This is a genomic window from Achromobacter sp. (assembly GCF_050285565.1).
Classification (GTDB): domain Bacteria; phylum Pseudomonadota; class Gammaproteobacteria; order Burkholderiales; family Burkholderiaceae_B; genus Achromobacter.
Genome location: NZ_JBLZXG010000016.1, coordinates 38,721 through 51,517 on the forward strand (window position 1 = coordinate 38,721; position 12,797 = coordinate 51,517).

At 67.1% G+C, this 12,797-nt stretch carries 11 protein-coding genes and 1 pseudogene; 4 read left to right on the forward strand and 8 right to left on the reverse strand.

The features are described from left to right. Window positions 1-10: 10 nt before the first annotated feature. Together ACN6O8_RS25625 and ACN6O8_RS25630 are read right to left on the reverse strand one after the other, a co-directional pair. Window positions 11-574: a DUF3455 domain-containing protein gene (locus ACN6O8_RS25625; protein ID WP_427993775.1), complete on the reverse strand. Its 564-nt coding sequence runs from the start codon at window positions 572-574 to the stop codon at window positions 11-13. A gap of 148 nt (window positions 575-722) precedes the next feature. After that, window positions 723-1,661, reverse strand: a complete 939-nt coding sequence (locus tag ACN6O8_RS25630) for an AraC family transcriptional regulator N-terminal domain-containing protein (RefSeq protein WP_427993776.1) — start codon at window positions 1,659-1,661, stop codon at window positions 723-725. Window positions 1,662-1,983: 322 nt separating this feature from the next. Here ACN6O8_RS25630 and ACN6O8_RS25635 point away from each other — a divergent pair, with 322 nt between their 5' ends. Both ACN6O8_RS25635 and ACN6O8_RS25640 read left to right on the forward strand, forming a co-directional pair. Further along, on the forward strand, window positions 1,984-3,030 hold the full coding sequence (locus ACN6O8_RS25635) for an aldo/keto reductase (protein ID WP_427993777.1): 1,047 nt from the start codon (window positions 1,984-1,986) through the stop codon (window positions 3,028-3,030). A gap of 221 nt (window positions 3,031-3,251) precedes the next feature. Beyond that, a pseudogene (locus tag ACN6O8_RS25640) lies at window positions 3,252-3,989 on the forward strand (YoaK family protein); the annotation flags it as partial. Window positions 3,990-4,044: 55 nt separating this feature from the next. On the opposite strand, the gene ACN6O8_RS25645 reads toward ACN6O8_RS25640, so the two are convergent. Continuing rightward, window positions 4,045-4,587: a hypothetical protein gene (locus ACN6O8_RS25645; protein WP_427993778.1), complete on the reverse strand. Its 543-nt coding sequence runs from the start codon at window positions 4,585-4,587 to the stop codon at window positions 4,045-4,047. A 136-nt stretch (window positions 4,588-4,723) separates the two neighbouring features. After that, window positions 4,724-5,269, reverse strand: coding sequence for a fasciclin domain-containing protein (locus ACN6O8_RS25650; protein ID WP_427993779.1), 546 nt, complete (start codon window positions 5,267-5,269; stop codon window positions 4,724-4,726). A 289-nt stretch (window positions 5,270-5,558) separates the two neighbouring features. Here ACN6O8_RS25650 and ACN6O8_RS25655 point away from each other — a divergent pair, with 289 nt between their 5' ends. After that, window positions 5,559-6,218 carry a thiopurine S-methyltransferase gene (locus tag ACN6O8_RS25655; protein ID WP_427993780.1) on the forward strand — a complete coding sequence of 220 codons (660 nt, stop codon included), beginning with the start codon at window positions 5,559-5,561 and terminating at the stop codon, window positions 6,216-6,218. 16 nt (window positions 6,219-6,234) lie between these two features. Here ACN6O8_RS25655 and ACN6O8_RS25660 read toward each other — a convergent pair whose 3' ends face one another. The 4 genes from ACN6O8_RS25660 to ACN6O8_RS25675 all read right to left on the reverse strand — a co-directional run bounded on the left by ACN6O8_RS25660 (window position 6,235) and on the right by ACN6O8_RS25675 (window position 11,697). Further along, window positions 6,235-6,834 carry a hypothetical protein gene (locus ACN6O8_RS25660; protein WP_427993781.1) on the reverse strand — a complete coding sequence of 200 codons (600 nt, stop codon included), beginning with the start codon at window positions 6,832-6,834 and terminating at the stop codon, window positions 6,235-6,237. 227 nt (window positions 6,835-7,061) lie between these two features. Next, window positions 7,062-9,653 (reverse strand): bifunctional aconitate hydratase 2/2-methylisocitrate dehydratase, encoded by a 2,592-nt coding sequence (gene acnB, locus ACN6O8_RS25665; RefSeq protein WP_427993782.1) that lies wholly within the window; start codon window positions 9,651-9,653, stop codon window positions 7,062-7,064. A 270-nt stretch (window positions 9,654-9,923) separates the two neighbouring features. After that, complete coding sequence (locus ACN6O8_RS25670; RefSeq protein WP_427993783.1) at window positions 9,924-10,823, reverse strand: FxLYD domain-containing protein; 900 nt, start codon at window positions 10,821-10,823, stop codon at window positions 9,924-9,926. Continuing rightward, window positions 10,813-11,697 carry an FxLYD domain-containing protein gene (locus ACN6O8_RS25675; RefSeq protein ID WP_427993784.1) on the reverse strand — a complete coding sequence of 295 codons (885 nt, stop codon included), beginning with the start codon at window positions 11,695-11,697 and terminating at the stop codon, window positions 10,813-10,815. The genes ACN6O8_RS25670 and ACN6O8_RS25675 overlap by 11 nt, the downstream gene beginning before the upstream one ends. A gap of 279 nt (window positions 11,698-11,976) precedes the next feature. Between ACN6O8_RS25675 and ACN6O8_RS25680 the strand changes: the two genes are divergently transcribed. Continuing rightward, window positions 11,977-12,741 (forward strand): TSUP family transporter, encoded by a 765-nt coding sequence (locus ACN6O8_RS25680; RefSeq protein ID WP_427993785.1) that lies wholly within the window; start codon window positions 11,977-11,979, stop codon window positions 12,739-12,741. Window positions 12,742-12,797: the final 56 nt, after the last annotated feature.

Consider the following 12,797-nt stretch of genomic DNA (forward strand, 5'->3'; position numbering starts at 1 on the left):
CGCGCCGGGTTCAGTCTGCCTTCCAGAAAATGTAGTCGGCCTGGTAGGAGACCTGGCTGCGCTGCCCCAGCGTGGCGCTGGTGCAGGGCGCCTGCGGCGCGACGCCACCCTTGAGCGCCGTGCGCTGGATGTAGGCGACGCCGGTCAGCGCGCCCTTGCCCATGGCGGGATTGGCCTTGACCAATTGGTAGGGCAGGTTGCCCGCGCCGGCCGGTGCGACGGCGACCTGGGTGCCGGTCAGCTTGGAACCATCCGTCGCTTCCCAGGTGGCGGGCGGGCCGTAGTAGGTGCCGACCTGCTGGCCCTGGCGGTCTTTCAGTACCGCTTTCGGGCCGGCGAAGACCCATTCGGCCTGATCCTTGGCGTCCGCCTTGGCGCGGCATTCGTAGGTGATTTCGCCGACGCCCGTGGTTTCCCAGGCCACCTTGTGGCCGGCCGGCACCAGGATGCTGGCGGGCAAGGTGTCCTGCGAATAGGCCATGGCCGGGGAAAGGCCGAGCGTGCCGCCAGCGGCCAGGACGGCGACGGCGAACAGTTGGATGGCCGGGCGGCCGGCGATGCGTCGAGTCTTCATGAGCGGTCTCCTGCGATTAGGGGATCTGTCTGCAACGACGCACGGGATGCGCGTCGTTGCGGGTACTACACGCGGGAAACGCTTTTGGATGCAGGCCGGGTGAAAAAAATCGGATTGCGTGATTGGGCTGGCTGGCGCCGTCGCCCCTTCAGGCCGCCAGGGCCTCGTCCTTCCAGCGCTGCTTGTCGCGCAACGGGGGCGCGCCGAACAGGCGGCTGTACTCGCGGCTGAACTGCGACGAGCTTTCGTAGCCCACCGCGTGCGCGGCCAGCGCGACGCCGGCATCGTCGGTCAGCATCAAGCGGCGAGCTTCCTGCAGCCGCAGGTGTTTCTGGTACTGCAGCGGGCTCATGGCGGTGGCCTGCTTGAAATGATGATGCAGCGACGACACGCTCATGTGCACGTCGCGCGCGATCTCCTCGACCCGCAGCGGCAGCGCGTAGTTGTCGCGCAGGATGCGGATCGCCTTGGCCACGCGGTTGAGCTGGCTGTCCTGCAGCACGGTCTGGCGCAGCACCGCGCCCTGGCCGTTCATCAGCAAACGGTACAGCAGCTCGCGCTTGACCATGGGCGCCAGGATCGGAATGTCACGCGGCGTATCGAGCAGCCGCAGCAGGCGCAGCACCACCTCCAGCAGCGTGCCGCCGAGCGGATTGACGCACATGGCGCGCGAGGCTTCGGCCGGCACCGGCGGCGGCAGGTTCGCGTCGCTGATCAGGGCGGTGATTTCCTCGGGATTCAGGTCCAGCCGCAGGCCCAGGTAGGGCAGGGTGGGGCTGGCCACCGAGACCTTGGCCACCACCGGCAGGTCGACCGACGAAATCAGGTAGTGGAACGGGTCATACTCGTAGGCTTCGTCACCGATCAGCACCCGCTTGGATCCTTGCGCGATCACGGCCAGCGCGGCCTTCTGCAAGGCTGGCTTGGGGCCGGTAGGCTGCGAGATGCGGTGCAGGTACAGACCCTCGATGGGCGTGTCGAGCGAGCCTTCGAGCGTGCCGGTCAGGCGCTCGAGCAGGCACAGCAGTTCGTGCCGGGCGGGTTCGAAGACCGGGGGCGGCGTGGCGGTGGTGGGGGAGGCAGGCATGGGCGGGCTCCGGAAAAAGGCGGCCTGGCGTGCGCGGGGGCGGGCGGGGCGCTGGAGGATCAGGCGGTGTCGAGTGTAGACCCAACCCGCGGCGGCGCGGACGGCCGCGTTGCCGGGCTCGGAGAATCAGGCAAAAAATGTGGAGAATCGGGTGCGCCGGCCCCACCTGGCCGATGGCGCCAGAGAATCAGGCAAAAAAAGGGCAGGATCGCGCATCGCCCGGCACCGGCCCGGCGCCGCATACTGTGTCCACCCCGGACGTGCGCCGGCGCCGTTCCATCCCGGGCCGGTTCCGCGCCGCGCCCCTAGAAGGAGTGCAATCATGCGGTACAAGAAATTCGGCAACACCGGCCTGTTCGTCTCGGAACTGTGCCTGGGCACGATGACCTTCGGCGGCGAAGGCGAGCTGTGGAGCAAGATCGGCGACTTGCAGCAGGAAGACGCCAACCGGCTGGTGGGCCGCGCGCTGGAAGCCGGAGTCAACTTCATCGACACCGCCGACGTGTATTCGGAAGGCCGTTCCGAGATCATCACAGGACAGGCGCTGCGCGACCTGAAAGTGGCGCGCGACGAGGTGGTCATCGCCACCAAGGTGTTCGGCCAGACCGGCGCGGGCGTCAATGCCCGCGGCAATTCGCGCTTTCACATCATGGAAGGCGTCAAGCAGAGCCTGGCGCGCCTGCGGCTGGACCATATCGACCTCTACCAGATCCACGGCTTCGATCCGGCCACCCCGATCGAGGAAACGGTGCGCGCGCTCGACAACCTGGTGCAGCACGGACACGTGCGCTACGTCGGCGTGTCCAACTGGGCGGCCTGGCAGATCATGAAGGCGCTGGGCATCGCCGAGCGCCTCGGCCTGGCCCGCTTCGAATCGCTGCAGGCCTACTACACCATCGCCGGCCGCGACCTGGAGCGCGAGCTCGTTCCCCTGCTGCAAAGCGAGGGCGTCGGCCTGATGGTGTGGAGCCCGCTGGCCGGCGGGCTGCTCAGCGGCAAGTACCGTCGCGACGGTCAGGCCGCCGCCGGCGATCGCCGCGCCCAGTTCGATTTTCCGCCGGTCGACCGCGAGCGCGCCTTCGACAGCATCGACGTCCTGCGCCAGGTGGCCGACGCGCGCGGCGTCTCGGTGGCGCAGGTGGCGCTGGCCTGGCTGCTGCATCAGAAGGCGGTCACCAGCGTCATCATCGGCGCCAAGCGGGTCGACCAGTTGGACGACAACCTCGCGGCCACGGCAATCCGCCTGACGGCGCCAGAGCTGGCGGCGTTGGACCAGGTGAGCGCCTTGCCCCCCGAGTATCCGGGCTGGATGCTCACGCGCCAAGGTGAATTCCGCAGGAAGCAGTTGAACGAGTCCGACCGCGTCTGAGCGGACGGCGGCTCGGACTGAAAAAAGGCCGGTTGCGGCGACGGGCCGCGGCGGTGCGGGCGACAGGGCGGGTAGAATCCTGGAACCGGGCGCGGCCCGTTCGCTGGCCGCGCCGCTTTTTTTCCGGGAGTTCCCGCTATGAAGCGCTACGCGCGCGCCGCCGGCTTGGCCGAGTTCACGGACGATACCGCTTTCCCCGTGCGTTAGCGCAGCGCGTCGCCATGTCCATCCCTTTCCTGCGTCAGCTCACCGCGGTCAGCCGCACGCCGCAGGCCAACCGGCGGTTGGCCTATTTCCTCACCTTCGTCGCCGGCGCGGTCAACGCTGGCGGATTCCTGGCGGTGCAGCAGTACACCTCGCACATGTCCGGCATTGTTTCGATGATGGCCGACCACATGGTGCTGGGTAGCGTGGCGGTGGTGTTGCAAGGGTTGGCCGCGCTGCTGTCGTTCCTGGCGGGCGCGGCGACCTCGGCCTCGCTGATCAATTTCGGGCGGCGTTCGCATCTGGCCAGCGAGTTCGCGCTGCCGCTGGTGCTCGAAGCCGTGCTGCTGCTGGTTTTCGGCCTGTTGGGCGCGAACCTCGGGAACCTGCGCTGGTTCTACGTGCCGGGCACCGTGATGCTGCTGTGCTACATCATGGGTTTGCAGAACGCGATGATCACCAAGGTTTCCAAGTCCGAGATCCGCACGACCCACGTGACCGGCATGGTCACCGACATCGGTATTGAACTGGGCAAGCTGTTCTACTGGAACCTGGCCCACGACGACGCGGCCGGCGGACCGCGGGTGCGCGCCGACCGCGGCAAGCTCATGGTGCTCAGCACGCTGGTGACGTTGTTCTTCACCGGCGGCGTGGTGGGCGCCTACTCCTTCTACCACTATGGTTTCGGCTCGACCCTGCCGCTGGCGCTGTTCCTGCTGATCCTGGCGGCGGTGCCGGTGGCCGACGACATCCGCCATTTCTTCGCGCGGCCGTAACGCGCCTTGGCACGCCGCGCGGGCCGGCAGTGCTTCAGGCGCGGGCGTGCGCCAGGAACACCTGCAACGCCGCGGCCGTCTGCCGATGCAGGCTTTCCAGGCGGGCGTCCTTGGCGGAGTCGGTGATGGCGTAGCCCTTGGCGTCCACCGGATAAGGCTGGCCCAGCAGCCGCGCCATGTCGATCTGGTAATAACTGCTGTCGCCATAGGGGCGCTTGCCGTCGATGTACGGCATCGGCCAGTGGGCGTCGCCTGCGCGCAGCACCGCTGCCACTTCGTCCTGGCCCGCTTCCCGCCAATTCGCGGCGCGCAGCAGCACCAGATGCTCGCGGCGCAGTTCGAAGCGGCCCAGTTCATCGACACCGCTACCGGGAAAATCGAACATCGCCCGGCGTTCGGGCGGCACGGCGTAGCGGCCGGGCGCCAGTTGTCCGAGCGTGCGTATGTAGGTCGGCGCCAGCCGGCAGACTTCCGCCAGGCGCTGCGCCGCCATCGCGGTGGCCAGGGTATCCGTGCCGCCCAGCGGGTGTTCGAATTCGATGCCGGGCGCGCCGGACTCCAGCGGTATCCAGATCACGCCCAGGCGCCGCATCAGGGCGGCATGTTGCGCGCCATAGCGGATCCGCGCGGCTGCACCGCCCCATGCACAAGGGCCCGGCGTTGCCGCCGGGCCCGAACCCGCTGACCGTTGCCCGGCCGCGTGCCGCACGCGCTTACTTGGGCATGAGCACCGTGTCGATCACGTGGATCACGCCGTTGGACTGGTAGACATCGTAGGTGCTGATGTTGGCGACACCGCCTTTTTCGTCCTTGACGACCAGGTTGTGCTTGCCGTTCATCAAAACCCACAGCTTGCCGCCGCTGGCGGTGGCCAGTTCGGTGACCCCGCCCTTTTTGGCACGGGCGGCCAGCGCGTCGAAGTCCAGCTTGCCGGGCACGACGTGGTAAGTCAGGATCTTGGTCAGAACCGCCTTGTTTTCCGGCTTGACCAGGGTGTCGACGGTACCGGCCGGCAGCTTGGCGAAAGCGGCGTTGGTGGGCGCGAAGACGGTGAAGGGGCCTTTGCCCTGCAACGTGTCCACCAGGCCGGCCGCCTTTACCGCGGCCACCAAGGTGGTATGGTCTGCGGAGTTGACCGCGTTGTCGACGATAGTCTTGCTGGGCATCATCGCTTGACCGCCCACCATGACGTCGGCCGCGAAGGTGGGCGACAGGGTCAGGGCGGAGGAGGCGATGGCAATCGAGGCTAGCAATTTCATGACGATCTCCTTTTTGGTTGGCCGTCGACGTCACTTACGCGCGCCGGGCGGGGGCGGATGCATGTCCAGAATCGGGATAAACCCTAGTATTCGGGAAGTGTCCGGCCAGGTTCCCCGGGGCACGCCGGGCGCGGACACCGGTAAGCATGGCTTTCGGGCGCTTGTTCCACTCCTTGGAACCGGCGTGCGGCAGGTAGTATCCCGATCAAATAGCCAGGCCGCGCACCGGCGCGCGGCGGTATAGGCGAATCGCGCGATTCGCGGATTTTTCCGGAGGACAAAAACAAACATGGACGCGGAATTCTGGTTGGAGCGCTGGCGCGACGGGCGCACGCATTTTCATCAAACACGCGTGACGCCGCTGCTGCAGAAATACTGGCCGACCCTCTCGGTGCCGGCGGGCGGCAAGGTGCTGGTGCCACTGTGCGGCAAGTCGCTGGACATGGTGTGGCTGGCGGCCCAGGGCTTCCAGGTGCTGGGCGTGGAACTGTCGCAATTGGCCGTCGAACAGTTCTTCATCGAGAACGAGCTCAAGCCGCTCATCCACGAAACCGCCTATGGCAAGCACTACGTGGCGGGCAATATCGAAATCATCTGCGGCGACATCTTCAAGCTGGATGCGCCGCTGCTGTCGCACTGCGTGGGCGCATACGACCGCGCCGCGCTGGTCGCGCTGCCGGCCGATATGCGCGCCGATTACGTGCGGCATGTCTACGGCCAATTGGCGCCCGGCTATCGCGGCCTGCTGATCACCCTGGACTACCCGCAACAAGAGATGGACGGGCCGCCGTTCGCGGTGGCCGATGCCGAGATGCGAAGCCTGTTCAGCGGCGTCTCGCCAGCGGTCATCATCGACCGCCGAGACATCCTGGCCAAGGAGCCGAAGTTCGCCGAACGCGGCGTGAGCCGGCTGGACACGGTGGTCTACCGGCTGGGCGTGCAGGCCTGAAGGCGCGGCCGGTGGATCAGAAGAACCAGCCGCCGCGCGTCAGGTCTTTTTCGCAATGCTTGTACTGGCTGGCGAATTTGTCGGCCCGCGCCTGGACTTTCTGCGACACCGTTTTCAACCACGCCTTGCGGTCGTAGCTGCGGTTGCGGTAGCCGGTCCAGCCCTCGTGGTAGTTCAGGTATTGACCGTAGGCGTCCCATTTCGAGACGCCGTTCAGGCGCTGGGTGCGGCTCATGTACCAGCCCATGAAGTCCAGCGCGTCGGCGAAATTGTCGCGGCTGGCGCCCCAGCCGCCCGCATCCTTCTTGTAATCGGCCCAGGTCTCGTCCTTGGCCTGGGCGTAGCCGTAGGCGGAGCTGACGCGGCCCCACGGGATGATGCCCAGGAAGTAATAGCGCGGCGGCACCGCGTCCTGCTTGAAGCTGGATTCCTGGTACATCATCGCCATCGGCACCGGCACCGGCGCGCCCCATTTCTTCTGCACCTTCAGCGCGGCATCGTGCCAGTCCGGTTTCTCGCGGAAGATGGCGCAGATGTTCTCGGGATTCGAGGGCGGCGCGGTGGCGCAGCCGGCCAGCGCGGTCAGCAGTGGCAGCGGCATCAAGAGCCGTGTCATGGGCGGTCTTCTCCGGGGGCCGGCGGGCGGCGGTTACGTCTGGTGTGTCACGATTTGCAGTGATTGTATGAAAACGTATCGCCGAAAAAGTTCCGTCCCTGAATTTCGGACGAAAGGCTCGGGCCGCAGTCCACGATGGATGCGGCCTGCGGCGCCGCGCGGCCGCAAAAGAAAACGGCCCCGGATCGCTCCGGGGCCGTGTCACAGGCATGCCAGCGTGGCGAGGCTTACACCTCGATCACGTCCGCCACGTCTTTGTAGTCGGCGATCTTGTCGAAGTTCAGGTACTGGTAGATCTGGTCGCCGCTCTTGTTGATGACGCCCATGTCGGCCATGTACTCGTCCTTGGTCGGGATGCGGCCCAGCTTCGAGCAGATGGCGGCCAGTTCGGCCGAACCCAGGTACACGTTGGTGTTCTTGCCCAGGCGGTTCGGGAAGTTGCGGGTGCTGGTCGACATGACCGTCGCGCCTTCGCGGACCTGCGCCTGGTTGCCCATGCACAGCGAGCAGCCCGGCATTTCGGTGCGGGCGCCGGCCGTGCCGAACACGCCGTAGTGGCCTTCCTCGGTCAGTTGCGTGGCGTCCATCTTGGTCGGCGGAGCGACCCACAGCTTGACCGGGATGTCGCGCTTGCCTTCCAGCAGCTTGGACGCCGCGCGGAAGTGGCCGATGTTGGTCATGCAGCTGCCGATGAACACTTCGTCGATCTTGGCGCCGGCGACTTCCGACAGCGTCTTCACGTCGTCGGGGTCGTTCGGGCAGGCGACGATGGGTTCATGCACGTCGGCCAGGTCGATCTCGATGACCGCGGCGTATTCGGCGTCGGCATCCGGCTCCAGCAGCTTGGGATCGGCCAGCCAGGCTTCCATCGCCTTGATGCGGCGGCCCAGCGTGCGCTCGTCTTCGTAGCCGTTGGCGATCATCCACTTGAGCATCACGATGTTGCTGTTGATGTACTCGATGATCGGTTCCTTGTTCAGGCGCACCGTGCAGCCGGCGGCCGAACGCTCGGCCGAGGCGTCCGACAGTTCGAAGGCTTGTTCGACCTTCAGGTCGGGCAGGCCTTCGATTTCGAGGATGCGGCCGGAGAAGATGTTCTTCTTGCCTTGCTTGGCGACCGTCAGCAGGCCCTGCTTGATGGCGTACAGCGGGATGGCGTTGACCAGATCGCGCAGGGTGACGCCGGGCTGCAGCTTGCCCTTGAAGCGCACCAGCACCGATTCCGGCATGTCCAGCGGCATCACGCCGGTGGCGGCGGCGAAGGCGACCAGGCCGGAGCCGGCCGGGAACGAGATGCCGATGGGGAAGCGGGTGTGCGAGTCGCCGCCGGTGCCGACGGTGTCGGGCAGCAGCATGCGGTTGAGCCACGAGTGGATCACGCCGTCGCCCGGACGCAGCGAGACGCCGCCGCGGGTGCTGATGAATTCAGGCAGCGTGTGGTGCGTCTTGACGTCCACGGGCTTCGGATAGGCGGCGGTGTGGCAGAACGACTGCATCACCAGGTCGGCCGAGAAGCCCAGGCAGGCCAGGTCCTTGAGTTCGTCGCGGGTCATGGGGCCGGTGGTGTCCTGGCTGCCGACCGAGGTCATCTTCGGTTCGCAGTAGGTGCCCGGGCGGATGCCGCGGCCTTCCGGCAGGCCGCAGGCGCGGCCGACCATCTTCTGGGCCAGCGTGTAGCCGCGGCCGGAATCGACCGGATCCTTGGGCAGGCGGAACAGCGTCGAGGGCGGCAGACCCAGGGCTTCACGGGCCTTGGCGGTCAGGCCGCGGCCGATGATCAGCGGAATGCGGCCGCCGGCGCGCACTTCGTCGAACAGCACGTCGGACTTGACTTCGAATTCGGCGATGACTTCACCGTTCTTGATCGCCTTGCCTTCGTAGGGGCGCAGCTCGACCACGTCGCCCATTTCCATCTTGGAAACGTCGAGTTCGATCGGCAGGGCGCCGGCGTCTTCCATGGTGTTGTAGAAGATCGGGGCGATCTTGTTGCCCAGGCACACGCCGCCGAAACGCTTGTTCGGCACGAAGGGGATGTCTTCGCCGGTGAACCACAGCACCGAGTTGGTGGCCGACTTGCGCGAGGAGCCGGTGCCGACCACGTCGCCGACGTAGGCGACCAGGTGGCCCTTTTCCTTCAGCGATTCGATGAACTTCACGGGGCCGCGCTTGCCGTCTTCTTCCGGTTGGAAGGCGGCGCCGTCACGCTTGTTCTTGAGCATCGCCAGGGCGTGCATCGGGATGTCGGGGCGGGTGGTGGCGTCCGGGGCCGGCGACAGGTCGTCGGTGTTGGTTTCGCCGGGCACCTTGAAGACCGTGATGGTCAGGCTTTCGGGCAGTTCCGGACGGCTGGTGAACCATTCGGCGTCGGCCCAGCTCTGCATCACGGACTTGGCGTTGGCGTTGCCCTTGTCGGCCTTTTCCTTGACGTCGTGGAAGGCGTCGAACATCAGCAGGGTCTTTTTCAGGGCGTCGGCGGCGATCGTGCCGATTTCCTGGTCGTCGAGCAGTTGGACCAGCGGGCCAATGTTGTAGCCGCCCAGCATGGTGCCGAGCAGTTCGGTCGCCTTGGCGCGGCTGATCAGGGCACAAGCTTCGGTGCCCAGGGCCACGGCGGCCAGATACGAAGCCTTGACCTTGGCGGCGTCGTCCACGCCGGCCGGAACACGGTGGGTCAGCAGATCGACCAGATTCTGCTCTTCGCCGGCGGGCGGGTTCTTCAGCAGTTCGATCAGTTCAGCGGTTTGTTTTGCCGTCAGGGGCAGCGGGGGAATCCCCAGGGCCGCGCGTTCGGCAACGTGTTGGCGGTAAGTATCCAGCATGTGAGGCCTGCTCAAAGTCGGGTTGGAAGAAGGGTTGTGGCCCGAATTGTAGAGGGAAGAGGGGGGCGCTAGCAAATGTCTTATATCTTATATAAGACTTGAGTCGATAGCCGTTGCCTGCGGGCCTCGCCCCGGGGCCGGCCATGGCGGGAGGCGGCGGTTTGACCGGCGTAAAAACGGGGTCGGACTGGGGCGTGAAGGCTCGGAACGGGCGGCGCGGCGGCCGGCGTGAGCGGCCGCCGCGCCGATGCGCTGGCTTGACACTGCGGGTCAGTTGGCCTTGGCGTCGTACACCAGGCCCACGCGGGCGAAGTTGGCGCCGTATTGCTTGACGTCCAGCTGGAACGGCGCGCTCTCGCCCGGCTTGAGCCTGGGCAGGCGCAGCGCCGAATAGCGCGCGCCGGTCAGCTTGTCCTGGGCGTCGTAGAGACTGACCCAGATATTGACGCTGTCGATTTCGGCGCTGTCGTTATTGCGCACCCGGCCATGCACCGTGACGTACTTGTAGCGGTAGCGATAGGTGAAGTTCAGGGTGCCGGTGCCGATGCCGGCCTCGGTGTTCTCGATGCTGATGTCCAGCTTGGGCCGGCTGCCGGGCAAGGCGGCGCGTTTGGCCGGCTGCCAGTCGGTCTTGACCTCGGAATAGCGCTCGAAATCCTCGCCGTTCAGTTGCACCGGAACGCGCTCGCCCGGATACAGCATGGCCGGCAGCGACCACTCCTGGCGCAGGCGCAAGGGACGCGAGCCGTCGAACACCGAGATCTCCATGCCCGGCGACAGCGCCACGTACTGGTCGCTGCGGTTGACCACTTCGGCCAGCAGCAGCGGGCGCTCGATCTCGTTGAGCAGGCGGCGCGGCGGCGACAAGCTCAGCCACGCCGGGTCGAACAGGGCGAAGTCCGGATCCAGCAGTTCGGCTGTGGTCAGCCGCACCTGGTCAATGATGCGCGGGTTGGCCGGACTGACGCGGACAATACGGCTGACCGGCGTGTCGGCGGCCGCGGCGGCGGTGGCCGGCGCCGGCGTGGTCTCGGCCGCCTTGGGCGCGTCCCAGGGCAGCAGACCGTTGTACTTGGCCAGGGCATAGCCCCCGGCGGCGAGGATGATCAGCGCCAGCCCGGCGCGGGCGGGCCGCGACAGGGGCCGCGCGGGGGAACGGTCAGCCTTCACTTTGCACCATGTAATCGTAGGCCCCGACCCTGCCGTCGGCCAGCATGTCGCAGCGCACATCGAAAGCGGTCGCCGCGCCCGGGGCGAGCGGACTGGCCGAGCCGTAGCCATTGCCCGTGCCGATCAGCTTGCCGTCTTCGTCGTAGAGCATCACCGTCACCTGCGTGCTGCTGGCGGCGACGGCGCCCCGGTTGCGCAGCAGGCCCACCAGGCGGTAGGCGCCATCGTTGCGCACCAGTTGCACCTTGTCGGCGGCGACGTCGCGGGCGCTGCTGAGCGCCAGTGACGGCGTGGAGGGCTTCAGGGTGTAGCGGCTGTAGGCGGTGTCAGGCAGGGAAATCGCCACCGGCGTGTATTCACCGGGCAGCAGGGTACGCGCCATCGGCGAACCCGAGGCCGCGCTCAGGGTCAACTCGCCCTGATAGAACGTGGCGGTGACGCGCGGCGCCTCGATTTTCTTGCCGGTCTCGTTGCGCATCAGCATCACCAGTTGGCCGCGGCCGCGCGCGCGCACTTCCTGTACCTCCGTCAGCTTGACCAGCGCGGCATCGATTGGCGGCGGCGCGGTGCGCGACGGCGGGCGGGTCGACGAGCCATTGTTGAACAAGGCCGCTGTCAGCGGCACCAGGATCGCCGCCAGCACCGCCAGCGCGATCGCGACCACCGCGCCCGGCTGTAGCCTGGCGGCGGACGCCGGCTGCTGCATGCCGCGCAGGATTTTTTCCAGGCGCTGGGCGACGTTGTCCTCTACCAGGGTGACGGCATGGCAATGGCTGCACTGGTATTCGTTGGTGTCGAGCTTGGTGAACTGGGCGCTGCCGCAAGTCGAGCAGGTCAGGGTCACCGTATTGATCGTGGTCTGTTTGGGCGTCATGCGTAGGGGCGGGCGGGCCGCGCCGGGAGGGCGCGCCCGGGCCGGGCGCGGCGGGCATACTGGGCGGCAAGCTTAGCGGCCGGACGCGGGCGGCGGGGTGCATGAGCGCATCCGATTATTACGAAATGTAGGAAAAGCGCCGGGCCGCCTGCCGCCCCGGTGCTATCATCGCCGCCGTCGAATCCCCCTCTTGAATACGCCGTTTCTCCAGTCGTTCCGCTCCGGGCCGCGTGACTTCGCGGCGGGGCCGAGCCGAGGCAGGTCTGGCTCCGTCCCAGCATGAGCATCCTCCAACACGCATTGTTCCTCGCCTGCGTGGCGCTGGCGACCTACGCCCAGACCATGACGGGCTTCGCCTTCGGCCTGGTGCTGCTGGGGCTGTCCGGGGTATTCCAGTTGGCGTCGGTGTCCGAGGTCGCCAACGTGGTCAGCGTCCTGTCCCTGGTGAACGCGGTGGTCACGCTGGCGCGCGCCAAGCCGCAGGTCAACTGGCCGTTGATGGCGCCGGCGCTGGTCAGCAGCCTGGCGGGCGTGGCGGTCGGCGTGACCGCGCTGGCCTGGATCAGCGGCGCCATGGCCGTATTGCTGCAATTGCTGCTGGGCGTCACCATCATGGCCTGCGCCGTGTTGCTGGTGGCGCGCACCCAGCCTTTGGCGCGCCTGTCGTCACGCGCGTCGTTCCTGTTCTTCGGCGGGGTCTCGGGCGTGCTGGGCGGACTGTTCTCGAGCGCCGGGCCGCCCATGGTCTATCACCTGTACCGCCAGCCGCTGCCGCTGGCCTCGATCCGCAACAGCCTGCTGGTGCTGTTTTCGCTGAATGCGGCGGTGCGCCTGGCTCTGGTGACGGGGCAGGGCAGCTTCCGGGCGACCTCGTTCTGGCTCAGCCTGCAGGCGCTGCCGGTGGTGATCGGGGTGACCTGGGCGGCGCGGCGCTACGCCACCGCCGGCTCCATGAAAACCGTCAAGCGCATGGTGTTCGTGCTGCTGCTGGCGGCCGGCCTGGGATTGGTCGTGCCGGCCTCGCGCATTCTCGCGGGCGGCTAAGGCCACCCTCGGGGCGAGGCCCGCACAGTAGCCGGCGAATCTTCGCCGGGCCGGGT